Source organism: Vibrio sp. GJ43-1, from assembly GCF_055808835.1.
The window spans coordinates 782,417-808,760 of sequence record NZ_CM147885.1; the positions used below are offsets into that span (position 1 = coordinate 782,417).

Genomic DNA, 26,344 nt, shown 5'->3' on the forward strand with positions numbered 1-26,344 from the left:
ACCTGTTTGACGAATGTCTTTCATTTATGGCATTCACAGCGGCAGCGTTTTTGCTGCCCTGCAAGTTATAGCCCTTGCTCTTTTGCTAGCTTCATTGCGATTTGAGGAGCGTTCCACAGTGATGGCAGCAAGATGAGTGAAACGGGCACCGCGGTAATAACAATGAATGATTGCAACGCGGAGATTCCGCCGGAACCTAGGGAAATCAGGATTAATGCTGTTACCCCCATCATTACCCCCCAAAAGGTGCGAATAATCGCATTGGGTTCGGTTTCACCACTAATGACGACACTAATGGTGTAAGTCATCGAGTCGTCGGTCGTGACAATGAAGATAGTGGTGAGAATCAAAAATAGAATGGACGTTAGCATTGGAAACGGCAGCTGCTGAGTCATTGCCAGTAGCGCGCCAGGTAAATTAAAGCCTTCAAATGCTTTACTCACGCTACCAGGATCGGCGATTTCAAACGCTAAGCCCGAACCGCCGACAATGGTGAACCAAAAACATGTCACGAGAGGAGCAACGAGGCTGATGATAGAGACCAATTGACGAATGCTGCGACCTTTGGAAATGCGAGCGATGAAAATTGCCATCATCGGGCCATACCCTAGGAACCAGCCCCAGAAAAACACGGTCCACCAACTTAACCACCCTTCATCACCACGATAGGTCGCCATAGGAAGGAAGTTATTGAGCATGCTTCCTACACCTTGAATATAGCCATTTACGATAAAATTGGTTGGCCCGAACATTAGGATGTAAATCATCAGCGCGACCGCTAAGATCACGTTATAACGACTCAGCATCTGCATACCACGATTCAATCCGCTGAGCGCTGACAAGGTATAGAGCACAATGGCAAAACTTACGATGATAAGTTGCGTAGTGAAACCATCTGGAATATCGAACAACGCATTAAGCGCATAACTTATTTGTAAGCCGAGAAAGCCGATAGGGCCAATGGTTCCAGCGGCAACCGCCACGATACAGCAGGCATCAATGAGGGCCCCTGTTTGACCTTTGAGTGCGCGCTCTCCCAGCACTGGGTAGAGTAAGATACGTGGTTTAAGAGGCAATCCCTTGTCGTAGTGTAAGTGCATCACCACTATGGACGTTAAGCTGCCCACAATTGCCCAAGCAAGGAATCCCCAATGCATGAATGATTGAGACAGGGCGTTAACTGCACCTTGATAGGAGCTTTCTTGCGCGCCATATAAAGGTGGTGGGCTAACATAGTGTGCGATAGGTTCTGCTGCCGCCCAAAATACGCCGCCTCCGGCAAGAAGGGTACAGAAGATAATCGCTACCCAGCGGAAGGTGTCCATTTCGGGTTTGTTTACTCCGCCAAGAATGACTTTGCCTGTTCGCCCTGCTGCAAGTGCAAGACCAATAAGAAAAGTCAGAAGTAGCAGCAGTTGCCAATAGGGGCCAAAGACATTCACTGACCAGGCAAAGCCGGTGTTGACGAGATTGGAAAGTAATTTGGCATCGTATAGAGCGATGGCAACAAAAAGACCGATAAAGCCGCCGCTGTACCAAAAGGCAGGGTTACTTAATCCAAGGTTTTCGTATGTACTTGCGTTATCAGTACTGGCTTGTTTGCCACCAGTGGAGGCAGCGGTCATCTCCGCTGGCTGCACTCTCGAAGCTTTGATACTTGTAGCTTTCACTTTATTGGTTAAATCTGACATGCTCTGACTCCAGAGGTTTCTTTGCGTGAATTTCGGGTTCACGACAAAGGATTGAGTTAACACCTGCTTTGTTATTTTTGCTATTAAGCAGGCTGTTCCATGTTTGGGCTACGACTTTACGAAATAGGCTCTAATCCTTGTTGTAAGAAGGTAAACCAGTTCTCGCCCAGTATTTTTCCTGCCTCGGATTCGCTGAATCCATGGCGCATTAATCCGTTGTAAATGTTTTCCATTCCAGCGCTACCGCAAAACCATGGCAGCGCATCGGGCCATCCAGCGTTACTGGCTGATCCTTCCCCATAATCCATGGCTTTAGACCAACGCCCGTTGCGCATCCACTCTAGGACCTCTTGAGGTTGGTTTAGGCACAGATCGCTACCAATACCTAAGTGCTCGACCCCCACCATATCGGCGGTTTTTGCCACCATTTGGCAGAAATCTTCCAACGAGCATTGGCTGCCATTTGGCAAGTGAAAGGGGTATAAACTAAACCCAATTAATCCGCCTCGCGCGGTGAGCGCTTTGATCACGTTGTTGGATTTATTACGTAGTGCGTCAAACGCAAAGCTTGGGTTGGCATGGCTGATGCAAATGGGCCGTGAAGATAAGTCAATCGCTTCAAGCGTTGAACGCTCGGCGCTGTGTGACATATCCACTATCATGCCAACTCGGTTCATTTCTTCGATGGCCTGCTTGCCGAATCGCGTGACACCGCTGTCATGGCTTTCATAGCATCCCGTGGCTAATAGGCTTTGATTGTTGTAGGTGAGCTGCATGATCAGCAACCCTTGCTGACGCATGACCTCAATGAGACCAATTTCATCTTCAATGGGCGAACAGTTTTGCGCGCCAAAGAAGACCCCCACTTTCCCTTGAGCTTTCGCTGTTTCAACGTCGGCCATTGAGTGTACTGGCATAATGAGGTCAGCGTTTTGCTCAAACCTTAAGTTCCACTCGGCGAAGCGAGTGAGTGTTTCTCTGGCATTCTCGTGATAGACCATAGTGGCATGTACGGCAGTGATGCCACTGCGTTTTAGGGTTTGAAAATATTCTCGGTCCCAATTGCAGTACTGCAATCCATCTATAACAATCCGTTGTTGGTACATAGCCATTCCTCACGCTTACGGGTTCGTATCGGGTTTTCGATTGAAGTGGGAGCTTTGCTTTGGCCTTGCATAGCAAAGCTCCACGCACGTGTCTTAGTAAGGACGTTGGTATGCGGTTTTAACGACGGTATAAAACTCTTTCGCGTACTGGCCTTGTTCACGAGGTCCAAAGCTGGATTCTTTACGTCCCCCGAACGGTACGTGATAGTCCGTTCCCGCCGTTGGCAAGTTGACCATGACACAACCGGTTTGTGCTTGTTGTTTGAATAGTGCGCTGCTACGTAGACTCTGCGTGATGATGCCGCCAGTGAGTCCGAAACGCGTGTCGTTTGTGGTTGCGATGGCTTCATCAAGATCAGCAACGCGAATCACGCAGGCCATTGGTGCGAAGACTTCTTCTTGGTTAACATCCCAGTGGTTTTTCGTGTTGAGAAAGAGAGTGGGTGACATGTAGTGCCCATCATGCTTAAGGTTGAGCTTTTCTCCACCAAACGCGAGCTCTGCGCCACATTCGCGAGCTTTGTCTATCCACGCGAAATTGGCGTCCAGTTGATTGCCATCGACAACTGGCCCCATGAATACTCCTTCTTCAAGTGCGTGACCGACCTTAAGTTCGCTCATTCGCTTAATGAGTGCTTCGACGTAAGCATCGTGAATACCGTCCATCACCACAAGGCGTGAGGACGCGGTACACTTTTGTCCCGCACCAGAAAACGAACCTGCGATGGTTGCTTCGACGGCAATTTGGATATCGGCGTCGTCGGCGATGACTAAGGCGTTCTTACTGCCCATTTCTAATTGGCAGCGAACAAAATTAGGGGCCGTCGCAGCCGCAACCTTACGACCTGTTTGTACGGAACCAGTAAAACTAACGCCGTTGATATCAGGCGAGTTAATTAAGGTGTTACCTACCTTGCTGCCACTGCCAAGGACAAGGTTGAACGTCCCTGCGGGAATGCCTTGGCGATGAATGATTTCGGTTAACGCCACGGCACTGGCTGGCGTGAGGTTAGCGGGTTTCCAAATAACACTGTTCCCGAATGCTAGCGCTGGGGCGATTTTCCATGCGGCCGTTGCGGTTGGGAAGTTCCAAGGTGAGATGATCGCAATGACACCCACAGCTTCGCGAGTCACTTCAACTGAGACGCCAGGGCGAACAGAGTCGGCACTGTCACCGATTTGTCTTAGCACTTCTGCTGCAAAATATTGGAAGAATTGACCCGCGCGATAAATCTCGCCGCGACCTTCCATAAACGGTTTGCCTTCTTCTTTAGAAAGCAGCGTGCCGAGTTCATCGCAGCGGGCAATGAGTTCATCACCAATGGCTTGCAATACCGCTTGCTTGCGTTCTATAGGGGTTTTCTCCCATTCTGGTTGCGCGTGCTTAGCCGCCGAGATGGCCTGCTCAACTTGCGCTTCGCTGGCTTGAGCGAACTGCCCCAAGTTTTCACTGATATCAGAGGGATTGATATTGGCAATGGTAGTGATTCCAGATTGCCATTCTCCAGCAATATAAAGTGCATTTTCAGTAGGAAGGGTAGCTAAAGTCATGATGGTGTCCTTGTCATGATGTGGTTGCATGTGAGTCTGGCAACGTCGGTAAAGGTAAAGTAATTCAATAATTAACAGGGCTAGTCGTCAGTCAGCGACATGCTTATGTCTGTGATTTTGATACGGCCGCATAGACAACGAATTCAACCAACATCTCTTCGCGCGCTAATCCAGCAACGACAACGGCGGCTCGGTTAGGATAGGGGGCGTTGAAATGCTCGGCGTAAACCGCATTGACGGTTTTTAAATATTCTCGGTCAGTGACGTAAATCAAGACTTGCAGTACGGAATCGAGAGATTCTCCTGCGCACTCTAATGTATGGGCGAGGTTGGCAAAGGTTTGACGAGTTTGAGCTTCAATCCCCCCTTCAACGACAGCGCCCGTCGTATCAATCGGAATTTGAGCGGTATAAAGCGTACCATTATTGACAATAGCCCATTCAAGCGGTGCTTTTGAGGCGAAAAGTTCAGTCTTAACTGGGCGTTTTTTTGTTTGAATGTCCACGTTTATATCCAACCATGTAACAGTAATGTTTCGAGATGGTTAAATAGTGCCTTCTGATATATGATAAATCTAACGGTAAATATTTTACATTTGATAATAAAAACTTATCACCTTGCGCTAAGTAAGGTAAATAAAGGGCTGGCAAGGGATAGAGCATATGCAGATTAAGCTTCAGCAATTGAATCACTTTGTGATGGTGGTCGAAGAAGGGGGATTTCGGGCCGCCTCCCACCGGGCTAATCGTTCACAGGCTGCACTATCAACATCGATCAAAGAACTGGAAAGAATTCTAGGGCAGCCTTTGTTTGAATCGGGCAACAAATCAACACTCACGCCCTTTGGTGAAATATGTTTGCCAAAAGTACATAAATTCTTAAATGTCTATAAAGCGCTAGATAACGATCTCCGAGCGGCGGCGGCTGGGCAACAAGGCAGGGTGAGAATTGCCAGTGTTCCATCGGTCGCCGCGAAATTAATCCCTAGCGTATTAGGCGCATTTTGTGAAAAGTATCCGCAGGTCGAAGTGAGCTTAATCGATGATAATGCTGCTGGGGTTGAAGCTAGATTGCTTTCAGGGGAAGTGGATCTGGCGTTAGGAAATAGCTCCAATTTAGAACAAGATACGATTGATTTTACCCCCTTAATATCGGATCAAATAGGCGTGGTCTGTTTGAAAGATAACCCCATAGCATCGCAACCTAATGGTATTGAGTGGCAAACGTTATTGAAGCAGCCATTTATTCGTAATGGAACTTGCACACTGCTAGATGCAACCCCGGCACGCGCTTTGAGTGAGCAAGCCTTGTACTCTGTCGAGAATATCACGTCTTTATTCTCGGTATTAGAACTGGGTATTGGTGTTACCACCTTGCCTAAGTTAGCGTTCCCAACGAATGAGACCCGATTGGTTTGGATTCCACTGATTGATCCGCCTCTTGAACGGCAGATAGGTATATTTCGTTTAGCGGAGCGAACCATTTCGCCTCAAGCGCAAGCGTTTTATGACCTGTGTGTGGAATACCTAAATTATCAAGACTCTTGAGGGCTCACCAGAGCGATACCTAGGTAAACGAGCGTGATACAAAATGGTGGTGCAGTACAGTAATGCGGTTTGGTTGAGCTTGCACTCGAAGACATATGTTTGTCATGACACTTGATTATGATTGATGAGCCAATGTTGATGAATAGGATGATTACAATGCGAACCATGCTGGCGGAGCTCATTTTATCACGGTGCGCCTTATTTCGATTGAGTCCAATACTATTAAACCGACCTCGCTCCTTGGGTATCGTTCAATATGCTATGGTGCTGTTGCTCGCTGTACTTTTTGTTATGAGTGTTGGCTCATTAAGTATAGAAGCATGGCTTTACCAGTATTATTCGTTGCCTAGCTAAAGGCGGTAAGTGGTGCATTTTACAAACAGCGATATGGCTATTTTCATGCAAAAAGGACAAGTATAAATTTATGAATGGCGGATACCATTGGTTACATTTAAGGCTATTGTGCTGCTGGTGACTAAGTGATTTACTGTCGGCTCTTAATTACAGAGGAATACCCCATTAATGGACGACCCCTATAGTCGGCTGAACCAATCGATGTACTTCTTTTCTATGGAGTCATCACTATGCTAGAACTTTTCATGATGCCCGAGACCTGGGCCATATTTGCCACACTATTTGCTCTAGAAATCATACTTGGCGTTGATAACGTTGTGTTTATTTCAGTGCTATGTGAACGCTTACCTCAACAGCAAAGAGCACTGGCTCGAAACCTTGGTATCGCCTTGGCCGTAGCGGCTCGAATTGTGTTGGTGTTTTCTATCTCATGGGTTATGTCACTCACTGAACTAGGTACTGCAGTTTGAAACCGTACAGCTAAGTGGTAAAGATTTGATCATGATTGGTGGTGGCGCGTTCTTGTTAGCAAAAAGCGCGAAAGAGTTATGGAGTTGGTTAACTCATAGCGAAGTGGTGCATTCCACTCATGCGAGAACGGGACTCGCAGTCGTATTGCTACAGATTGTAGCGGTTGACGCGGTTTTTTCGATGGACTCGGTCATCACAGCCGTTGGCTTAACAAGTGAGGTGCCTATTATGGTCGCCGCGATACTTGCTTCCGCTGTCGTAATGGTGTTGACGGCTGAAAAAATTAACAGCGTTGTCACTCGATACCCTGGTTTTAAATTGCTTGCTTTACTGTTCTTAGTATTGCTAGGGGCGTTGTTGATGGCAGAAGGTGCTGAGGTATTCACCTAAACAAAGGCTATGTGTACTTTGCGATGGCGTTTGGTTTGGTATTGGAGCTTTGCCATATTCAGTTAAAGAAAAAGCATCGTCGAGTGATTACCGCGATTCGTCGATTGCCTAATTGATACTATTCATTTGAATACGTGTTGTCTTTATTTAGAGTGTGAGGAAAAATGCTGAGCTAGTGATGACTGGCTCAGTTAATTTACTGAAAGGGTGAAATTTGCTGGCTTGTAGGCTCGGTATGACTGCTAACCAGCTACTATCATTGTACTTTTCGAGTGCGAGTTACTTCAAATTGATCTAATACAGTTAACCTATCAAGCAGAATGAGGTAACATCCATGACTATGATGTAAATGCCTGATTAAAATGGAATTGAATAGTTAATGTTGTTGGAACGAATTGCTGAAATCATTGAACTTACAGATAGTGACCATCTCGCTCGGGCGATGGAAATATTTAACCAAAGCGGTTCTGTATCAGATGAGTACTTACCTTTTCTCAATGCCGTCTTTGAACAAGCCCCGGAGCTTCTGGTGACACGGCTGACTAAACTTGGTTTTAAAGGCACTATCGTGATTACTCAAGTGAATCATGCAACAGGTGTTAAAGGTTATGTGCTTTACGATTCTGAGCGCGTTACCAATGTGGAAACGCTAATGCCGAACTTACAAAATACATTGGTATCCTCCACTGAATCAGTCTGATGTTACGGTTATCTTAATCGTTAATCGTTAATCGTTAATTGCTTAGGTTAGCTGTGCGTTGAGTTCTGGTTTTCCTAAGCGTCGACTTGTTTGTTCAAAGCCCTCCTCTCCCTCCTCTCCCTCCTCTCCCTCTTTTTGCCTTCTATGGCACGCGTCTAGGTTCGCCTGTTTTCCTGCATGTATAACGATTAATACTTCTAGCGCGTCTATTTGAGAGTGTTCTCTGCGGTTTTAATCAGTTACTGGTGACGATCACAAAGTTTGCGAAAGATAATCGAAATTAAACGAAAATATAATCGGCTTTTGTTATATTGCTTTTTAATAATTTTCGATATTTGATTTTCGGTATCTTTCATTGTGTGGTTGGAGAACCTCTATGCAAGCTAACTATGGACGCCTAGTGCGACGAGCACTTATATTTTTGCCTTTTCTATTGTTGAGTCAGAGTCATGCAAACCCTTTGCAGTCTCAGATTCTTGCGTTTGAAGAAACGTCATTACCGAGCTGGGTGGAAGCGAATTCGGTCGAGCTAACTTCGACTCGCTCGATTTTAGGGGAACAGTCCTTGCTGTGGCGCTGGAGTCATGGTGATACGTTGGATATCAATCACACTTTTCAGCGCCTAACCGACCGTGAAGCCACCGATGCTTACGGTCGAAAAGCGACGCAAGCGCTGTCTTTTTGGATTTACAACGATATGGCAATTGACGCTGAGTTAACCGTTCGGTTATCCGATAGTCACCAGCAACCTACCAGTGTGACGGAGTTTCCTGTCCAGCTTAATTTCTGCGGCTGGCGAGCTGTTGGCGTGTCGTTGAATTTAGACTTTACTCCAGAAGTGACGCAGAACTTTGCAAAAATTCAGTTAGTTGCTCCTAGCAATCTGCAGGGAGAACTCTACATTGATAGGGTGATGGTGTCGGTCGATGATGAGCGCTATCAATGGTCTGACTATCAAGTGCAAACGCGCTATGACATTCCTGAGATTGATTTTGGTCTGCCAGCTAACATTCCCAATGCCAGCCAAGCCGAAATCGAAGATGCCAATCGCATTAAAGAGGCATTGATCGAAGAGATAAAGGGTTACTCCGGCAATATGGAAGCGCTTGAAAGCAAGTTCGCGGACTTTAATGTCGAGATGGCACCTAACGGCACTATTACTGGTCGTCATATCCTTACCGATAAACAACAGGTTATTTATCAGCACAATCACTTAAGTGCTGAAGATAAGGCATTATTTGATGAGTATGCAATTTTAGGGGACTCAGATGGTGATGGCGATAAAATAGCGGGCTACGCCAAGTTAATGCTTGATATTGCTGCCGCTTACCATGAACCAAGTTTTGCGGCCTATCAGCCTCGATTAGAAGAAATGTATGTCTTGCTAACCCGTCACTTAATTGATCAAGGTTTTGCACAAGGTAGCTCAATGGTGACGACTCATCACTGGGGCTACAGTGGTCGCTGGTGGTACAGCTCTGCGATTCTTATGGAAGACGCGCTTACTGATGCCAATCTGTTATCGCCAACGTATGAAGCATTATTGTGGTTGTCGCGTGAATTTAAAGAAAGTTTCGATATGGAGTTAGATGTTGATAGCTCGAACCTAGATTACTTTAATACCTTATCCATTCAGCACCTTGCTCTAATCTTACTCACTCCTGATGACCATGAGCGCGTTGCATTGTTGAAGAAATTTTCATACTTCTTCTCCGGCGCCGTATCACAAACGCCACCCGGCTATCATGACGGTTTTCGTGATGATGGTACGGCGTGGCGTCATAACGGTCACTACCCTGGATACGCTTTTGCCGCGTTTGAAAATGCCGCCATTGTTATGCACCTACTCTCGGACACGCTTTACCATGTTCAGGATGATGCGTTAAATAAGTTGAAAAAAGTGATGGTCGCGGGCTGGCGTTATAGCAACCCTGCGGTGCCTATCGGGATCTCAGGTCGACACCCGTTCACGACGCTAAGCTCCACTCGTTATGCCTACGGCGTTGAAAGACTCGCCAAGACCTATAGTCCGCTCGATACGGAACTGGCGGCTATTTACCTGCAAATAAGCAACCAAACGGCGGCCGATAGCGTAGGGATTTTTGGTCAACGCATAGAGCCTGCAGCCATCCCGCAAGGTAACTGGAGTTACAACGGTGGTGCGTTTATGGTTCACAGAAGTGGCGATAATTTAGCCTTGGTTAAGGGGTATAATAAAGACGTTTGGTCGGCGGAGATCTATACCAATGATAACCGTTATGGTCGTTATCAAAGCCATGGCGGCGTACAGATTGTTCCTTATGGCGCAAACGCCGACGCTGGACACGTAGAGGCGGGCTGGGATTGGAATAGAAACCCTGGTACGACAACCATCCATGTCGATTTTGATACGTTAGAGAGCCCAAGAACGTCAACCTTGATGCTGCGTTCTGATGAAGGCATCAGTGGCTCAACTTCTCTTGATGAGCAATATGGTGTGTTTGCTTTTAAACATAAAGCGCCCCAGCATTTAGCGAATTTTGAGCCAAGCTTTGTGGCGAATAAATTTGTGCTGTCTTCTCAAGGTAACCTGTACCTAACTGGCGATGGTATCAGTAACCAAGATGGCGCACACCCAACGGAAACAACGTTGTTTCAAGTGGCGTATTCAGACCACTCAAATGGAATTTGGGTCAATGGCATGCATGAAAACCGCTCTCGATTTGAATACACCTTGAGTTCAGGGGATTGGATTATTGATGACAACGGTGTGGGATACTACCTCATTGATGCGCCGGAAGTGACCGTCAAACGTCAGAGCCAATCTTCTCGTCATAACAAAACTAAGCAGCCTACCTCGGGTGAGTTTACTACCGCTTGGATTAACCATGGCGTCGCACCGGATAATGCCAGTTATCAATATGTTGTGGTGATGAACGCGTCACCCTCTGCAATGACGCAACTGGCCTTACAGATGCAAACCGCACCAATCTATGAGGTGGTAGAGCGCACCGAGAGCGGTCAATTAATGGTATCGCACAGCAATGATTTGTATGGCTACAGCAACTTTACTGAGGGTGAATTTACCCAAGGGCCAGTACGTTACATTAGCACCGCAGCGCAAGTCCTGGTTAAAGAGCAAGCTAAACGTTTGTTAGTGAGTATTTCGTCAAGCGAATTAGCCATTCAAGCCGATGATAAGCCGACACCAGCCGTATCGATTGAGGTTGAGCTTGCTGGACACTGGCGAGCCGAAGAAGGGCATAACCCAGCGTTGTACATTCAAGGTGACAATACAATCGTACACACCAGCAGCCAATTTGGACAAGCCACAGAATTAACCCTTTGTCCTGTCGAAGGTGATTGCGATGACTCCGGCTCTGGTGGTGGCGGGACGCCTCCAAGCGAAAGTAAGGGCGCGGGCAGTGTCGGCTTGCTGTCTTTTTCGATGTTGGTGTTACTTCTGCGACGCCGTTTTATTGGGTCAACAAAGTAAATGATAGCGAGATGAGCCATATCGAGCGCGTGAGGGGCGCCTAACGTATATTGGTAACCATGATGGTTAAAATGCGACTTTTCTAAAGTCGCATTTTTTTGTCCATGACTTTCAGCTTTACCCAAGGGGAGTAGGTGATTTGACTCATTAAGAAGTGCTACGTGAATCAAGAGTCGGGGACGAAATAACCAACGGTATCGATAAGTAACCAATTAATGAACCGACGATAGTAAACACACCTTTGCCACTTTTCGTGTTTCAAAACATCCCCTAAAATTACCGTCATTCCCTTGAAAAAGGGAATCTCATTCAACGCATCGTAAACCTAATTTACTCTCACATTTTCAATTGTCTACGTGCTTCAGAAGATCTTCGTTTTCACGAAGATGACGGTCTAGTTAACGTTGTAGGATGGGGGCGATCCTGTAATGGGGTTGTATAGAAACCTTCACAATTGGCACTTCGTAGCTCAGAAATGCCCTAAAATGTTTCAGAAGCAATAGTACAGGCAATAGAATTAGCTAATATGCAAAACACGCATTGCTCATCAAGTAACTACCGAGGAATCCTCGGCAGTTGAACTGTTGTAAAATCAATAAAAACTACCACCGACTCCAATTGTGCATCATTTATCCTTAGCTGAGATTACTCGAATAGCAGCATTTATACAGATGAATAAAATCAATATTCCACTACACTAGATGGACAGGCTGAAATAAGGAAGCCTAAGCAAGAAGAAATTGAAAAATGGAGATAACGCAAAGCGACTATTTTCTTAGTGGCTTTAAGGTCAATATCAGTACTGATGACGATTCTGATTAATACTTTTTAGATTTAGAACACAAAAGGATTTAATGATGAAGTTCTTTACAACGGTAGCTTTTTTATCATTAGCATTAGCTGGATGTAGCCGAAATACCTTGCTAGAAGTTCAGGATTACGAAGGAAATGACGCTAACTTTCTCGGAATTGCAGATCTCATCAATGCTGATAAAGATACGAATATCCTCTTCATACATGGTATGGCGGGATATGTAAGCAAAGATGGAGTAATAGACCCCTGTTATGTTATGAATGATGTAAGAGGTGCTTTCAACCTTTCCCCAAAAGCTTTTGATGTTCACAGCAGTTACTTCTGTAGAGACGAATTTATTACGAATAATAAAAAGGTCTATATGGAGGCTTTGCACTGGAGAAATGTTACATTCTTTGCCAAAGAACATCTCGAAGATATAGATAGTGATGCACTTTTTGCAAATAATCGAGCAGGCTTATCAACCCTCGCAAAGAGCAGTGTCATCAATCAGGGCTTTTCGGATGCACTTCTCTACATCGGTTCTTATCACGAAACTATTCTTGAAAACGTTACTGATAGTATCAGTAGAATTAACCAAAAGAATCCTAATGCAAAGACCGTAATTGTTACGTTTAGCCTCGGCTCTGCAATATTGCTGGACGGCTTGAGAAAGCTACCTGTTTCAGATAAACAACTACTAGCTGGAAACGTAGAAATGGTTTATATGATGGCTAATCAAGTGCCTCTAATTAGCCTAGGAAGAGTTAATCCACCATATAATCTGAATGATATTCAAGGACAAGAGAGAGTCGCTGAGGATTTGCTTAGAAAGGAATACTCAGTCCTGAGCGAGTTCATAACTAGTAATAAGGAGTTAGCAGTAGACAGCTCTATTAAAGTGGTAGCTTTTTCAGACCCAAATGACCTTCTTTCATATCCTCTTGATCCCGAGAGTATGGGTACTTTAGAGCAGCAATATGCAAATGTAGCTATTTCAGTTGCTCCATATACATACTGGGTTCCATTTCTTAAGAAATACAGCTTTGCTAACTATATGACTGCACATACTGGCTATGTTCATAATGATAAGCTGAAACAGTTGCTCATTTACGGTAAAGACTAAGTAACCTGGAGCCTTTCTCCAATTACACACCCAAACCACATATTCACTAGGCGTAGCCATTGCTTTTTCGGAGGAAGACATGAGTAAAACTCTACTCACAGCACTAACGGCAGCTGGATTGTTAACTGGCTGCGAAAGCACCTACTTAGTCGACTCAAAAGACTTAGGTGGCAAGACGAGCTATGAGACCACTTGCGGAAACCCCGTAGCCCAGGAAGGAATTGCACCTGTTGTTACCCCTATTATATTGAAGGTCGGTGAGGTGGCAATCAGCTGGGTTCTAGATGAAGTCACAGATGCTGTTAAATCTGACCTAGATGAACACTCAGAAGCATATGCTCTACTGGGTAAGTACCAGTGTGATATAAGCCAGTTCGACCAGGCTAAGCGCAAACCGTCGTATGTGAAATGGATTATACGTAGTGGCAAAGATGAAACAAAAATCGACCTATTCACATCAATGGCATATGCAAGCATTGATAAATTAAACTCAGATAAAGCTAAAAGGGAAAATGAGAAGAACCCCTTTACTGAAAAAGAGCTCAAAGAATTCGAAGAAGGGATAAAATCCGAGCTTGAGAAAATCAACTCGGGCTCCACGTTTGACCCATTCGCTATAGATCTCAAATTACTTGTACCCAACAATGGAGCTGCCTGGAAAGCATTTGGAGAGGCTGAAGGAGAAGGTCTAAACAATGCCGAAATTGTGTTCACCTTGAAATGGGTGACACTAAACTACAGTCTTGGTAAGTACGAAAGCCACGAAGTGTTCGATGGAGGGATCGGCAGTATTGAATTTAAGGATGGAAAGCTGCAAGACAGGGAAAATAGTACCATCGTAGGCTATGAGGGCTTTACAGAGTTGAAGTTTACTATCCCCTCCCCACCGACGAAACACTCAGATGATTTCAATGGTGAGTTAAATACATATCAAATTCAGAGACCTGTGATTGGCATATCAATCATTGATACTTCAATCAGCACCGAGGCGAAGCAGAAGCTTTACGATGCACTTAATGACAACAAGGATTCTTGGGCAGAAAAGCTGAATGATGAGCTTAAGAAAAAAGTTGAGGGAGAATCATAACACGGAAGGACTATTGCAAAAGAAAAGCCAAGTCGCTCATAGCGACTTGGCTTTATTTTATGCTCCTCGAGGGGGAGCGCTTTGGGGATTAGAGTTTACCGACAGAGCGTAAATACTCGTCAATGGCGCAGTCGCCAGTATGGTTGTGATAGCCCGGCTCATGCGCTGCCCATTTAGGGTCGACATTGATTGCGAGTGCCTTAAAAGGATCGACGGTTTCGCGGCTGTAATCGGCAAACTTCTGGCGATATTCTGCCAGCAATTCAGCATGAGCTGCGTCGTTCGCGAGGTTACGTTTCTCACCAGGGTCATTGATTAAATCGTAAAGTTCTTCGTCTTTGTTTTCTTGATACACGGTGTATTTGTGCGTTTTAGTCCGCAACATACGAGCGGGTTCAATAATGGTTTCGCGGCTGGTATACCACTGTGAAACGACATTGTCGCGCCAGTCAGCGGGCTGCTCTCCACGAATGAGTGGCATCACACTACGGCCGTACAAACCAACAGGAATTTCGATGCCCGCGTAATCGCAAAGGGTTGGGACTAAATCACACAAAGAAAGTAATGCGTCGTTTTGCGCGTTTTCTGGAATGCCCGGGCCAGCCATAACAAATGGCACATTGGTGGTTTCTTCGTAGAAAAAGCTAAACTTGGTGACGTTTTTATGGCTAGTCATTGCGTCGCCATGGTCACTAAAGAATACCACCAACGTGTTGTCAGCCGCATCTGAGTTAGCCAGTGCGTTCAGTACGTTGCGAATGCAATCATCACCCATTTTTGTGTAATGGTAATAGGCCGCTAAGTATTGTTGATAATTTAAATCACTCCAATGCGCCGCTTGGTGCATACGGTGGTGACGACAACACATATATTGAAGAGACAGCGGACGGTTGGTGATGTCATCGTCGTTAACGAAATTGTCTGGTAATTTAGGCAGCGGGCCAATACCTGGAATGTCGCCATGGGGGCCTGCAAATTCACCCACCCAGCCACAAATGTTGTGAGGGTTGTTGAAATCCACTGCCATGACAAACGGTTTATCGTGTTTCTTGTTTAAAAATTCGATGCTCTTTTGTTCGGCATAGACGTCTTCGCGTGAGTCATAATCGACAGGGAAAGCGTCGGGAGCGTCGAGCTCCATTTCAATTTGTTCAGCACATTCAAACCCACTCAGTGAGCCAAAGTCATGTTGTTTACCAAAGTGAACGCATTCATAGCCTTGTTCGGAGAACAACTTGCCAAGCGTTGGCATGGTGGTTGGAATATCAGGGCTATTGTTGCCGTGCACACCATTTTGGTGTGGAAGGCGACCAGTCCAAAACGAGGCACGCGAAGGGCCACATAGTGGGTAAGCGGTAAAGGCTGAATTGAACCGCGTACCTTTATTTATTATCGAGTCGATTGCTGGGGTGTTTGCAACCGTATTACCATAGGCAGCAATGCCTTTTTTAGCCAACTGGTCGGCGGTAATGATGAGGATATTCACCGGTTTACCGTTGACCGTTTGGCCTTTCATTTTCTCTGCTATTTGCTCTGCTGGCGTGTTTGCCGATGCAGAAAAGGTCGTCGCTACACCAGTTGTGACGGCTGCGCCAGCGACCCCTTTTATAAACTTACGTCGGGAAAGAGACATAATTCATCCTATTATTTCAGTTTGTTATTGATTTGGTAAACTTTAAATTGCTCTATCTCTAGGTGGCTTTTCCAAGTTCTGAACCCAAACATACCGCTAGGAATTCGTTCAACATCACTGATTTCATAGAGTTTTTTGTTATTAGCGAAGACGATAGTCTTATCTTCTAGACTGATGATCTTGATATTGGTCATCACGTTCGGCGTGTTCATAAATGCTTTTTCGCTAACGTCGTACTCTGGTAAAAGTGGTCTCGTGCCATCACCTGGATAGTGTCTAAAACGAGTCGTTGAATTGTCGTTAGCGCCATAGCCAATGTAGTAAAGCTTGAAGGGGTCATACTTACGCATATCGCCTTCTCGCCATTGCGAACGTTCGAAGAAACCTTCTCCTTCCGGCGCGTTAGCCATCCAGAAAAAATTCAAATCGGTCCCTCTATCATTAGGTCCGCCTTGAACGACGACAGCGCCGTCAAATTCAATCACAGACGGTGCGGATATTTCGTTTTTAAACCAAACCGTTACGCCAGCACCATCATCAATATCCAGCTTGTTATCGATGATTGAAACGTGTGACGCAGCGGTTTTTTCAATGACCCATTTGTCGAGTCCTTGCTGGAAATTATCTTGATGTATGAGTGTGGTATTTTCCTCTATGAATGTAATGGGATCGGAGATTGCGAAAACGCTAATTGGGGTTAGCGTTGCGGCGATTAAGCCAGCAGTGAGCATCATGTTTCTATAGGTTGTCATTATCTTTTCTCGAAGTCAGTTGAAAACTTTCAATATATTACGCATCGTAAGTAATCGAAGGGGTGTGATCAAGAGGTGTCATTTAAAAGTGTGACTAAAATAACGCCAGATTAAATTAGGCTGGTGGTTGTTACTTTAGTTTCTCGTTATGGCTTTGTTTATTAGTTGTTTATATAGCTTTGTTAGAATAAATCGTCTTCATGTAAAGTGAAACTTGCTGTGACAGCCGTCACTTTCGCTTGAAAATGTGGTTTTCATATACTTTCGTTTTGTTATATTAACGACAAGATTTGAATGACAAATAAAAGAGGCATCACTCATGGCTAAGGCAAATGCTCGATCTACTCGATTTCATATGATGGCTAAGCCAGCAAGCTACCGATGCAACCTAAAGTGTGATTATTGCTTCTACCTCGAGAAAGAAGACATGATGTCGAGTGGGGAGAGTACCGAATCAAGCAATGAAACCAGTGCTCACAATATGTCTGATAGGCTGTTGAAGAAATACGTACGCGACTATATCGCCTCTCAAGATGGCGAAGAAATCGACTTTGCATGGCAAGGCGGCGAGCCGACATTGGCTGGCATCGATTTTTATAAGAAAGTGGTGGAGTACCAAAAACGCTATAGTGGCGGCAAAGTGATCACCAACAGTTTTCAAACCAATGCGGTGGCGATTAATCGTCAGTGGGCGCAGTTTTTTGCAGACAATAACTTTCTTATTGGCGTATCGGTTGACGGTGTCGCCGATGTTCATGATAAATATCGAATTTCCGTTAACGGACGTCCAACCTTTGAGCGTGTGCGAAAAGCCATTGAGCTATTGAAAGAATATAAGGTCGAGTTTAATACGCTAACGGTCATTAATGATCAAAACTGGGACAAAGGAAAAGAAACCTATCATGCGCTTAAAGCACTGGGTTCTGTTCACTTACAGTTTATTCCTATTGTTGAAGTTGATGCTTCTTGCCAGCAAAGTACCACAGGTCATTATTCGCCTAGTGCTGACGCCAAATTAACCTCCTTCTCTGTGCCTTCTCATGGTTATGGTCAGTTTATGACGGAAGTGTTTAATGAGTGGGTTAAGGAAGATGTAGGCACTATTTTCATTCGCATGTTTGACAGCATGTTAGCGACTTGGATGGGCTACCCTGCTTCTATTTGCGTTCAGTCGAAAGAGTGTGGTCAGGCGCTAGTGATTGAATCTAACGGCGATCTCTATTCTTGTGACCACTATGTCTATCCTGCCAACAAATTAGGCAATATCGAAGAGACCGATATTGCAAAACTAGCCACAAGCAAGCAGCAAAAACGCTTCGGTGCCGCTAAGTTTTCTCGTCTAACCACACAATGCCAACAGTGCCAATTTCAAGCACTGTGCTACGGCGGGTGCCCAAAACATCGCATTATTTCTAAAGAAGGCGAAAAGCATAAACAGAACTATTTATGCGAGTCCTATGCTCAAATTTTCAATCATACCGCGCCAGTTATGCACTTAATGGTGCAGGAAATTCAGCGGGGCGGGATTGCAGCAAACGTCATGCCTATGTTGGCTGGCTATCGATAGATTCACAGTATTCATATTAACAGGAGATAACAATGAAACTGTCCTCGTTTAAGAAGACGGCTGTAGCGGGCATTGTGGCGGCAGCATGCGCGACTGTGCCATTTACATCCACAGCGAATGACCAAACAGAGCAACCTAATGTACTGGTCATTGTGATGGATGATCTCGGTATAGCACAAATGGACTTTATGCTTGATACGGTAGATAAAAATACGCTGAAGAAACGGCCCGTTCCTATGAGGTATGACGGTGATTTCGAGAAGTTATATGACGCTGCCAAACGCTCGATGCCCAATGTGACACAGTTAGCCAATGATGGTGTTCGTATGACGAATGCTTACGTGGCAACGCCCGTGTGTGGGCCTTCTCGCGCTGCGATGATGACGGGACGAAATCCTCATAGTTTTGGCACCTACAGTAACGATGATGCATCGTTAGGTATTCCAAAAGACATTACGCTTTTACCTGAAGTCATGAACGATAATGGTTACGCGACAGCCAACATTGGTAAGTGGCATAACGCTAAGGTTCGCAAAGAGAAAATCGCTGAAAACTTGCGTACCCGTGACTACCATGACAATGAAATTTCTATCGCAGAACCAGGCTTTGGGCCTGAAGAGCGCGGCTTTGATTATTCCTATAGCTTTTATGCTTCAGGGGCTGCGTTATACAACTCACCATCGGTATTTGAAAATGGCGTCAATGTACCCGCGCCAGGTTACTTAACGAAAAACTTAACAGATAAAACGATTCAGTTCATCGAAAGCCAAGCGAAAGACAAGCCATTCTTCGTTAACTTGGCATTAAGTGTGCCGCATATCCCGTTGGAGCAACACGCTCCTGCAAAGTATATGGACCGATTCGATACCGGTAATGTTGAAGTGGACAATTATTATGCCCACGTTAACGCAGCGGATGAAGGCATTGGTCAAATTATCGATAAGCTCAAAGAGTTGGGTGAATTTGACAATACGTTAATCTTCTTCCTTTCAGACAATGGTGCGGTGTTTGAATCACCAATGCCAATGAATGGAATGGATCGCGCCTTTAAGGGCCAGCGCTATCGTGGCGGTGTACATGTCCCATTTGTGGTGCATTGGAATGGCGTGATTCCAAAAGGCCAAGTTAATGACACGATGATTTCGGCGATGGATATCATACCAACGGCGATGGGAGCGGCAAATATTGATGTTCCTAAGAGCTTAGATATTAACGGACAAAATATCTTGCCGTTGCTAAAAGGTGAAGATCAAAAGCCTCATGAGTATTTATATTGGGCGGGCCCAAGAGCGCATCACTATGACGCGACTAATGCGGAATTTTGGAGCCATTACTGGCAGTGGATTACTTATAACGAGAACGAGTTTGTTCCAAGTAAGCATATTGAAAGACTGTCGAAAGGTGAGTGGGCGATAAAAGACCAAGAGTGGTCGCTGCATTATTATGATGATGGTAAGGCTGAATACGAACTTTATCATTATGCACAAGATCCAGCAGAGTCGAAAAACCTTGCCGATAAACACCCGGAAAAAGTCGCAGAGCTTAAGGCGGCGTTTTATGAGTGGATCAAAGAGAAGCCTGCACCTGTCAATTGGGGGCAAGATCGCTACGAAGTGCTAACTGAGTCAGCAAAATAGCCTGAAAAGTCAGTCTCATTGCGATGAGGCTGACTTTTTTGTTGTGCCTTTAATTATATCTAGAGCCGATTTTCGTGAGAGTGTGATATCTCGGATAACGGCTGTTCACTTTCACCCCTTGGAATACTAGTAGGTTGCGTCATGTCAAAATTCATTGCTTCTACCCCTCGCCCTGTTATCGCATACGAACATCCCGACTTTAAAATGCACCTTGCTACGCTGCGAGAGCATGTCATTCGTCAATGTAAAAAACGAACGGCATTGAATCGGAATGATGAAGCGATTCAGGCAGCCTTTTCTGGGGAGAAAATGATCTGAAAAAGCAGTGCGAAGCGTTGCTTAAATATTTTGCCGAGGCGTTTGTCCATTATTCGGTTTGGGATCACAGCCATGCCTATTATCCAGGAAGACCTAGCCAACAAAATGCTCGAACTGATGCACTAGAAGGCTGTTCTCGATTGCTTCCTCTGTTGGCGGCTTGGCTGAATCAATCTTCTACTCAGTCGCCGTATTTAACCGGACTCAACGGTGAGAGTTTTAACGTTGTTGAGATCATTAAGAAAGCATTTTTAGCGGGCACCAACCCAAAGCATGCAGGCTATTGGGGCACCCTCACTGATTACGACCAAAAGGTGTGTGAAAGTGCCGATCTTGCGTTAACGCTATGGCTGTGTCGGCGCTGGGTTTGGAAAACATTGAAAGCGTCGCAACAACAACAGATTGCGGATTGGTTTTGGCAAGTGAATGACTGTAAAACCGTGGATAACAATTGGCACTTGTTTCCGCTTACCGTACAAGTGGTCATGAAAAGTTTGACTGGGCAAGACCGAGTCCAGCGAGAACGGTACCGTCGCGTGAAAGAATTCTATGTTGGTGATGGTTGGTTTAGAGATGGTGCCAATGGCAATTACGATTATTACAATGCGTGGGGATTTCACTACTCTCTCTATTGGATCGATCAAATTGATCCCACGTTTGATGCGACGTTTATACGCCGTTCAGCGGTTGAGTTTACCAATAACTATCGTTATTTCTTTTCTCCGCACGGATTTCCATTTTTTGGGCGCAGCGCGTGTTACCGACTTTCGGCGCCTGCGCCACTGTTATCCGTTCTTGAGTACGCCGATTCAAAAGTGTCGGTTAGGCAAGCAAAGCGAGTGTTCTCCTCTTGTTTGAATACCTTTATCAGTAACGGGGCTCTTAAGTCAGGCTTACCGACTCAAGGGCTTTATGGTGATGACGTTCGTTTGGTGGATAACTACAGCGGTCCTGCGAGTAGCCTGTGGTCGCTGCGAGCTTTGATTATCGCTTTTTACAATGGGGAGAAGACTGGGTTGTGGTCTGCCTACGAAGGAAAATTAGATGTTGAACTTGCTGATTTTTGTTTTCATATCGAAAGTATTCAAGCCATGGTATCAGGCTGTCAGAAAACTCAAGAAGTTGTGGTGACCTTCCAGCATGACTATACCCAAGAGCAGTCGCCGTTCACCCGTGCACTCAAAAGCCAGTCATGGCTTGATCGTACTCAAGAAAAGCTGACCGGGCGCGCGCAAAGACCCAAGAACAATCTATTACGTCAAGGTGTCACTACTTACTCTTCAAAAATGAATGGTTTCTTTTAGTTTCATTTTTCTTTAATTCGAAAGTATTTGTGTGATCTTGATCCTCTAATTTGCTTTTGTTTTCGGGTAGTATGCTATTTGAAAGCTAACGAAGGATTCTTTTGGGGTAATTTATGTTTTTAGTCTCTTCGCGAGAAATGTTATTGAAAGCGCAACTGGGTGGCTATGCTGTCCCTGCGTTTAATATTCACAACTTGGAAACCGTTCAGGTTATTGTTGAAACCGCGTCTGAAATGGGTTCCCCAGTTATTCTAGCGGGTACACCGGGCACGTTCTCTTATGCGGGCACTGACTATCTAGTGTCTATCTGTCGACAAGCTGCGGTGAAACATAAGATGCCGATAGCGTTGCACTTAGATCATCACGAATCATTTTCAGATATCAAAACGAAAGTGGAAGCGGGTATTAAGTCGGCAATGATTGATGGTTCACACTTTGATTTTGAGCAAAATATCGATTTAGTACGTCAAGTTGTACAATTCTGCCACGGCTGGGATTGCTCTGTTGAAGCAGAGTTGGGTCGCTTGAGCGGTCAAGAAGATGACTTGATCGTTGATGCAAAAAATGCGTTGTTTACCGACCCTGACGCAGCGGTTGAATTTATTAACCGTACTGGTATTGATTCACTTGCTATCGCTATCGGTACTGCTCATGGAATGTACAAAGAAGACCCTAACCTAGACTTTGACCGTCTTGGCGAGATTCGCAACAAGACCGATCTTCCATTAGTTTTACATGGCGCATCGGGCGTGCCTGATGAAGATGTACGTCGTTGCATCGAGCTCGGCATTAATAAGGTAAACGTTGCGACAGAGCTTAAGATTGCGTTCTCTGATGCAGTGAAAGGGTACTTTGCAGAAAACCCAACCGCGAACGATCCAAGACACTACATCATCCCTGGTAAGCAAGCGATGAAGGAAATTGTTCAGCAGAAAATTCGTGTCTGCGGAAGCGAAGGTAAGTTGTAATTTTCGGTTAGCGCTGCATTAACGCGATTGTTTTACTAACGCTATCGCCTTATTAGCAATAGTGCACCCATCACAGACTTTAAGCGGGATTGATTATCAATGCCGCTTTTATTTTTCCCAAATAAAAAAATCAGAATCTCGCTGAAGAGGTTGGAGTGACAATCATGACTAAGGTTCAAGCCACTAACCCAGTTAAAACAGTAGCAGTATTACTTGCCGATGGCTTTGAAGAAGCGGAGGCCGTCGTATTTATAGATATAATGCGCCGTCTTGATATTAGTGTTGATGTGCTGTCTTGCATGGAAACAACAGCGCTGAATAGCTATTTCGAAACTCGCATCTCTGCGGATGATTTGTTAACGAACAAACTAAACGAAAGTTATGATGCGGTTATGATGCCTGGTGGTCCAAAAGGGACGGATAACCTTACCGTTAATACTAACGTGCTATCGTTTCTGAACAATCATATCGAGCAGGGCAAGCTCATTTGCGCATTGTGTTCTTCTGGTGCCAAAGTGTTGGCTGCCAATGGACTGCTGCAGGGACGAAATTATACAACAGGTGGCGGTCTAGAGAAGAAATTTGAAGACGGTAACTTTGTTGACAAGAAAGTGGTGATTGATGGCAACTTTATCTCAGGTAAAGGGCTTGGCGTGAGTTTTGAATTTGCGTTTACTGTTGCGAAAATGCTGCTAGCGGACAATCAGGAAAAAGTGGATTGGCAAGCACAGCATATTTATTTTGATCATTGGCCCGTTCAAGAATAGCAGCGTTTATCGAGAGTTTACCTTAACTAGATTACTCCGTTCATAGGGTCTCAGTTCTTGGGTAAGTACGGGTAAGCAAAGCATGTAATAGCGTTGTCCGTTAACAACGAATCATAAATAACAAAACGGCAGTGGAGACGCTGCCGTTTTGTTATTTGAAAAATGGAAATTAGTAGCAGTAACAGTAGCAGTGGTATAGGGGAAATAAAAACCTCAGCGTTGGTTTGCTGAGGTTTGGATGTTACGTTGGCAGTGAACGCTATTAGCGACGGAGCTCGCTATAATAGGGTTACGTATAGGCGTTGAGTACGTGCTCTGGAACCTCCGTTGGTCGCCATGGATCAACAGAGTACGTTCTAGCCATGGAAGTAACTCTTCTTTCACTAGTTTTTCTACAACTTCTGGTTGTTGATCTGCGACGTTTTGCATTTGATAAGGGTCATTGGCCATATCGTGCAGTACGTAATTGAGTGGCTTACCCACTTTCCTGTCAATGACTAATGTGTAGTCGCCAGTTCTCACGCCGCGACGACCATAAGATTGTCCACCGTAAGGCATGAAAGTATAAAGTTGGGATGTTGGTTTTTTATCGCCAGCAATGCCTTTCACGGTATTGGCAAAGTTGCTGCCTTCTACCGTACCAGGGATGTGTTCTTCTAACCCTAACAAGCCCATTAAGGTTGGATAAATATCCGGAGCTGAGAATAAAATATCATCTTGGTTTGGATTCAGTGTCCCTGGCCATCTAAAGACCATAGGAATACGCATGGCTTCTTCATAATGGACATTCTTAGTTGGATGGCCGTTGGAGCCAAGGCAGCAACCATGGTCTGAGAAGAACACCACCAGCGTATCTTCTGTGAGTTTTAACCTGTCGAGTTCATCGACAATACGACCGATTTGCTCATCAACACCGTAGACCATAGCAAGGTACTCTTTGAAGTACTTAGGTCCATAGCCTTCATCATAGTCTTTATCCCATACGACATTCTTACGAATGTTAAGCGATTCGGACGTTTCGCCTTCAAATTTGTCGAGATACTTTTGAGGAACTTGATCATAAGGCGAGTGAGGTGGGTTCATCGAAACCACAAGCGTAAACGGCTTGTCATTGTCACGATACTTACCATCGGTATTACGAAGGTAGTTGATGGCAATATCCGCTTCATGTTCCGCACTCCATTGGTCAATAAGCAGTGGCTTATCTCTTGGCGTGTCATTGGTCCAGTACATCGGATTCATATGCAGATCATACGTACCATAGCTGTACCAGAAGTCAAAACCATGACGGCGATCGGGTGCTGTCCAATCATTCCAGTAGCGTCCACCCATTGGGTTGTTATAGCCAGGAACAAATGGCGCTTCCGGTGCATCTAAATGCCACTTGCCAATGTAGCCCATGCTGTAACCTTGATCTTTTAGAACGTCAGACCAAGTAATGTCATTTCTCTTTAGTTCAATACCAAAGTCGTGTCCGCCAAAGTTGCCAGGGACACCAGTGTGACTGTTGCCTTGAATACCATTTCGATATGGATATTGCCCTGTCATGAGCATGCCACGAAACGGAGTACAAAGCGGGAAGTTTGAAACCGCCTGTCTAAAGAACACACCTTGCTTAGCCAGTTTGTCCATATTAGGCGTAATAGAACGGTCTTGTTTCATAAAGCCAAGCGATTGTGTGCGAAGCTCATCTGGAAATAAAACAAGTAGGTTTGGTTTTTTTTGCGAGGCTCCTTCCTTTTTTTCGGATAGTTCGGAAGCGGTGGCTTTCGGAGTGAAAGAAGAACAACCCGCGAGTGAGGCTGCTAACCCTCCCGCCCCAGTAATTGCAATGCCTTTGAGCATGTTTCGTCGTGAAATTGACATAATAATTCTCACATATTGAGTTTTTGCTTGTATTCCTGCATGGAAGTTTTATTCTATTCGAAAACGTGGTTAGTTTACGTTGATGTCCATCGCAAGATAACGAAAGTTACACTTTTATTAATAACGACAAGAAGCAACGTCAATTGCGTGCGTTAAAAGGTGACTTGATGGTTACATTGTTTACTGCTCAATCTAAGTAAAGCAAAGGTTGAAGGGCAAACGAGTAACGTGATGACCATTGTCATTATGACGATAGTTAGAACTTTCTTTTAGTAAAAGATCGGAATCATACGAAAGATTGTGAAAGAGATCTCAAGTTTTCACCTTTCGAGTTGTTACGGTGTTTTTTGGGTGTAGTATTAATTTCGAAAGCAAACGAAGGTTTGTTTTCCGTAGGAGACTAAAGAGTGAAAAGTGCGATCGAAAGGCGGATGGAAATCGTTGATGTTATCAACAGCGACGGTAAAGCGCGTGTAGAAGATTTAGCATCCCGATTTGGTGTCTCGAGTGTCACTATTCGAAGTGACCTGAGTTTTTTGGAAAAGAATGGCTATGTCGTGCGTTCGCACGGTGCCGCGATTCCAAATACTGGGGTTTTAGCTGAGTTGACTGTTCAAGAAAAACGCCATCAAAACGCAGGTACGAAAGGCTTGCTTGGCGCAGCAGCAGCAGAGCTTATCAATAATGGTGACACAGTCATTCTAGATTCTGGTACTACCACGCGAGAAATCGCGTCAAACCTCAAAAGTGTTGAGGATGTGGTAGTCATGACCAATGGTCTGGATGTCGCGATGGAGTTGTCATCATCTTCGGGTGTAGAAGTATTGATGACGGGTGGAGTCCTTCGAAAGAAGGCGCTATCTTTTCAGGTTCACAAGCAGAAAGCAGTTTAAAGAATTATCGCTTTGACAAAGTCTTTTTGGGCGTGGATGGATTTGATTTACGAACCGAGTATTTCCACATACAATGAGCAAGAAGCCAGTTTAAACCTAGCTGATGTGTGAAATTTCCGAACAAGTGATTGCAGTCGTCGATTCAAGTAAGTTTGGCAAGCGTAGTTGTCATATGATTCGAGCTTTTGGCGATATACATACACTGATTACCGATACCGATATTCCTCATGAGTATGTTCAGGGGTTACGCGAGTTAGGTGTAAATCTTATCCTAGTTGATAAAAAGTAGTTAACCCTCCCTATTAAACTAACTCCATAGCAGGCATTCATTCCTGATTGTGGAGTTAG

Annotated in this window: 19 protein-coding genes and 2 pseudogenes; 14 read left to right on the forward strand and 7 right to left on the reverse strand. The window is 44.9% G+C overall.

Annotated features, from left to right (window positions below):
• Nucleotides 1-65: 65 nt before the first annotated feature.
• The 4 genes and pseudogenes from AC0L66_RS20845 to AC0L66_RS20860 all read right to left on the reverse strand — a co-directional run.
• A pseudogene (locus AC0L66_RS20845) lies at nucleotides 66-1,577 on the reverse strand (BCCT family transporter); the annotation flags it as partial.
• 230 nt (nucleotides 1,578-1,807) lie between these two features.
• Nucleotides 1,808-2,797, reverse strand: coding sequence for a membrane dipeptidase (locus AC0L66_RS20850; RefSeq protein WP_265674237.1), 990 nt, complete (start codon nucleotides 2,795-2,797; stop codon nucleotides 1,808-1,810).
• A 93-nt stretch (nucleotides 2,798-2,890) separates the two neighbouring features.
• Complete coding sequence (locus AC0L66_RS20855; protein WP_473570725.1) at nucleotides 2,891-4,348, reverse strand: aldehyde dehydrogenase family protein; 1,458 nt, start codon at nucleotides 4,346-4,348, stop codon at nucleotides 2,891-2,893.
• Nucleotides 4,349-4,451: 103 nt separating this feature from the next.
• Nucleotides 4,452-4,853 carry a RidA family protein gene (locus AC0L66_RS20860; RefSeq protein WP_473570727.1) on the reverse strand — a complete coding sequence of 134 codons (402 nt, stop codon included), beginning with the start codon at nucleotides 4,851-4,853 and terminating at the stop codon, nucleotides 4,452-4,454.
• A gap of 157 nt (nucleotides 4,854-5,010) precedes the next feature.
• Here AC0L66_RS20860 and AC0L66_RS20865 point away from each other — a divergent pair, with 157 nt between their 5' ends.
• The 6 genes and pseudogenes from AC0L66_RS20865 to AC0L66_RS20890 all read left to right on the forward strand — a co-directional run bounded on the left by AC0L66_RS20865 (nucleotide 5,011) and on the right by AC0L66_RS20890 (nucleotide 14,291).
• Nucleotides 5,011-5,895 carry a LysR family transcriptional regulator gene (locus AC0L66_RS20865; protein ID WP_265674234.1) on the forward strand — a complete coding sequence of 295 codons (885 nt, stop codon included), beginning with the start codon at nucleotides 5,011-5,013 and terminating at the stop codon, nucleotides 5,893-5,895.
• A gap of 584 nt (nucleotides 5,896-6,479) precedes the next feature.
• Nucleotides 6,480-7,226: pseudogene (locus AC0L66_RS20870) on the forward strand (TerC family protein).
• Between the two features lie 263 nt (nucleotides 7,227-7,489).
• Nucleotides 7,490-7,810 carry a hypothetical protein gene (locus AC0L66_RS20875; RefSeq protein WP_473570730.1) on the forward strand — a complete coding sequence of 107 codons (321 nt, stop codon included), beginning with the start codon at nucleotides 7,490-7,492 and terminating at the stop codon, nucleotides 7,808-7,810.
• Between the two features lie 376 nt (nucleotides 7,811-8,186).
• On the forward strand, nucleotides 8,187-11,285 hold the full coding sequence (locus tag AC0L66_RS20880) for a chondroitinase family polysaccharide lyase (protein ID WP_473570731.1): 3,099 nt from the start codon (nucleotides 8,187-8,189) through the stop codon (nucleotides 11,283-11,285).
• 854 nt (nucleotides 11,286-12,139) lie between these two features.
• Nucleotides 12,140-13,204, forward strand: coding sequence for a hypothetical protein (locus tag AC0L66_RS20885; RefSeq protein ID WP_473570732.1), 1,065 nt, complete (start codon nucleotides 12,140-12,142; stop codon nucleotides 13,202-13,204).
• A gap of 79 nt (nucleotides 13,205-13,283) precedes the next feature.
• Nucleotides 13,284-14,291, forward strand: coding sequence for a hypothetical protein (locus tag AC0L66_RS20890; protein ID WP_473570734.1), 1,008 nt, complete (start codon nucleotides 13,284-13,286; stop codon nucleotides 14,289-14,291).
• Between the two features lie 88 nt (nucleotides 14,292-14,379).
• Here AC0L66_RS20890 and AC0L66_RS20895 read toward each other — a convergent pair whose 3' ends face one another.
• Both AC0L66_RS20895 and AC0L66_RS20900 read right to left on the reverse strand, forming a co-directional pair.
• Nucleotides 14,380-15,924: a sulfatase family protein gene (locus AC0L66_RS20895; protein WP_473570736.1), complete on the reverse strand. Its 1,545-nt coding sequence runs from the start codon at nucleotides 15,922-15,924 to the stop codon at nucleotides 14,380-14,382.
• 11 nt (nucleotides 15,925-15,935) lie between these two features.
• Nucleotides 15,936-16,676: a DUF6250 domain-containing protein gene (locus AC0L66_RS20900; RefSeq protein WP_473570737.1), complete on the reverse strand. Its 741-nt coding sequence runs from the start codon at nucleotides 16,674-16,676 to the stop codon at nucleotides 15,936-15,938.
• A gap of 319 nt (nucleotides 16,677-16,995) precedes the next feature.
• Here AC0L66_RS20900 and AC0L66_RS20905 point away from each other — a divergent pair, with 319 nt between their 5' ends.
• The 6 genes from AC0L66_RS20905 (at nucleotide 16,996) to AC0L66_RS20930 (ending at nucleotide 23,237) form a co-directional block, all read left to right on the forward strand.
• Nucleotides 16,996-18,243, forward strand: a complete 1,248-nt coding sequence (locus AC0L66_RS20905; RefSeq protein ID WP_473570739.1) for an anaerobic sulfatase maturase — start codon at nucleotides 16,996-16,998, stop codon at nucleotides 18,241-18,243.
• Nucleotides 18,244-18,275: 32 nt separating this feature from the next.
• Nucleotides 18,276-19,880 carry a sulfatase family protein gene (locus AC0L66_RS20910; protein ID WP_473570741.1) on the forward strand — a complete coding sequence of 535 codons (1,605 nt, stop codon included), beginning with the start codon at nucleotides 18,276-18,278 and terminating at the stop codon, nucleotides 19,878-19,880.
• 141 nt (nucleotides 19,881-20,021) lie between these two features.
• Nucleotides 20,022-20,198, forward strand: a complete 177-nt coding sequence (locus AC0L66_RS20915; RefSeq protein WP_473570743.1) for a hypothetical protein — start codon at nucleotides 20,022-20,024, stop codon at nucleotides 20,196-20,198.
• A gap of 17 nt (nucleotides 20,199-20,215) precedes the next feature.
• Nucleotides 20,216-21,502: a DUF2264 domain-containing protein gene (locus AC0L66_RS20920; protein WP_473570744.1), complete on the forward strand. Its 1,287-nt coding sequence runs from the start codon at nucleotides 20,216-20,218 to the stop codon at nucleotides 21,500-21,502.
• A gap of 113 nt (nucleotides 21,503-21,615) precedes the next feature.
• On the forward strand, nucleotides 21,616-22,470 hold the full coding sequence (locus AC0L66_RS20925) for a tagatose bisphosphate family class II aldolase (RefSeq protein ID WP_428793985.1): 855 nt from the start codon (nucleotides 21,616-21,618) through the stop codon (nucleotides 22,468-22,470).
• A gap of 164 nt (nucleotides 22,471-22,634) precedes the next feature.
• Complete coding sequence (locus AC0L66_RS20930) at nucleotides 22,635-23,237, forward strand: DJ-1/PfpI family protein (RefSeq protein ID WP_473570746.1); 603 nt, start codon at nucleotides 22,635-22,637, stop codon at nucleotides 23,235-23,237.
• 213 nt (nucleotides 23,238-23,450) lie between these two features.
• On the opposite strand, the gene AC0L66_RS20935 is transcribed toward AC0L66_RS20930, so the two are convergent.
• Nucleotides 23,451-25,103, reverse strand: coding sequence for a sulfatase-like hydrolase/transferase (locus AC0L66_RS20935; RefSeq protein WP_473570747.1), 1,653 nt, complete (start codon nucleotides 25,101-25,103; stop codon nucleotides 23,451-23,453).
• A gap of 407 nt (nucleotides 25,104-25,510) precedes the next feature.
• Here AC0L66_RS20935 and AC0L66_RS20940 point away from each other — a divergent pair, with 407 nt between their 5' ends.
• Nucleotides 25,511-25,996 carry a DeoR family transcriptional regulator gene (locus AC0L66_RS20940; RefSeq protein WP_473570749.1) on the forward strand — a complete coding sequence of 162 codons (486 nt, stop codon included), beginning with the start codon at nucleotides 25,511-25,513 and terminating at the stop codon, nucleotides 25,994-25,996.
• 103 nt (nucleotides 25,997-26,099) lie between these two features.
• The gene (locus tag AC0L66_RS20945; protein ID WP_473570750.1) at nucleotides 26,100-26,285 is read left to right on the forward strand and encodes a hypothetical protein; all 186 of its coding nucleotides are present in this window, start codon (nucleotides 26,100-26,102) and stop codon (nucleotides 26,283-26,285) included.
• Nucleotides 26,286-26,344 lie beyond the last annotated feature (59 nt).

Excerpts from the sequence above, each read along its gene's own strand:
- AC0L66_RS20915 (WP_473570743.1), top strand. The coding sequence starts at position 20,022 with ATGTCAAAATTCATTGCTTCTACCCCTCGCCCTGTTATCGCATACGAA.
- AC0L66_RS20900 (WP_473570737.1), bottom strand. The coding sequence starts at position 16,676 with ATGACAACCTATAGAAACATGATGCTCACTGCTGGCTTAATCGCCGCA.
- AC0L66_RS20895 (WP_473570736.1), bottom strand. The coding sequence starts at position 15,924 with ATGTCTCTTTCCCGACGTAAGTTTATAAAAGGGGTCGCTGGCGCAGCC.
- AC0L66_RS20930 (WP_473570746.1), top strand. The coding sequence starts at position 22,635 with ATGACTAAGGTTCAAGCCACTAACCCAGTTAAAACAGTAGCAGTATTA.
- AC0L66_RS20905 (WP_473570739.1), top strand. The coding sequence starts at position 16,996 with ATGGCTAAGGCAAATGCTCGATCTACTCGATTTCATATGATGGCTAAG.
- AC0L66_RS20935 (WP_473570747.1), bottom strand. The coding sequence starts at position 25,103 with ATGTCAATTTCACGACGAAACATGCTCAAAGGCATTGCAATTACTGGG.
- AC0L66_RS20945 (WP_473570750.1), top strand. The coding sequence starts at position 26,100 with ATGTGTGAAATTTCCGAACAAGTGATTGCAGTCGTCGATTCAAGTAAG.
- AC0L66_RS20910 (WP_473570741.1), top strand. The coding sequence starts at position 18,276 with ATGAAACTGTCCTCGTTTAAGAAGACGGCTGTAGCGGGCATTGTGGCG.
- AC0L66_RS20850 (WP_265674237.1), bottom strand. The coding sequence starts at position 2,797 with ATGTACCAACAACGGATTGTTATAGATGGATTGCAGTACTGCAATTGG.
- AC0L66_RS20885 (WP_473570732.1), top strand. The coding sequence starts at position 12,140 with ATGATGAAGTTCTTTACAACGGTAGCTTTTTTATCATTAGCATTAGCT.
- AC0L66_RS20880 (WP_473570731.1), top strand. The coding sequence starts at position 8,187 with ATGCAAGCTAACTATGGACGCCTAGTGCGACGAGCACTTATATTTTTG.
- AC0L66_RS20855 (WP_473570725.1), bottom strand. The coding sequence starts at position 4,348 with ATGACTTTAGCTACCCTTCCTACTGAAAATGCACTTTATATTGCTGGA.
- AC0L66_RS20865 (WP_265674234.1), top strand. The coding sequence starts at position 5,011 with ATGCAGATTAAGCTTCAGCAATTGAATCACTTTGTGATGGTGGTCGAA.
- AC0L66_RS20890 (WP_473570734.1), top strand. The coding sequence starts at position 13,284 with ATGAGTAAAACTCTACTCACAGCACTAACGGCAGCTGGATTGTTAACT.
- AC0L66_RS20875 (WP_473570730.1), top strand. The coding sequence starts at position 7,490 with ATGTTGTTGGAACGAATTGCTGAAATCATTGAACTTACAGATAGTGAC.
- AC0L66_RS20925 (WP_428793985.1), top strand. The coding sequence starts at position 21,616 with ATGTTTTTAGTCTCTTCGCGAGAAATGTTATTGAAAGCGCAACTGGGT.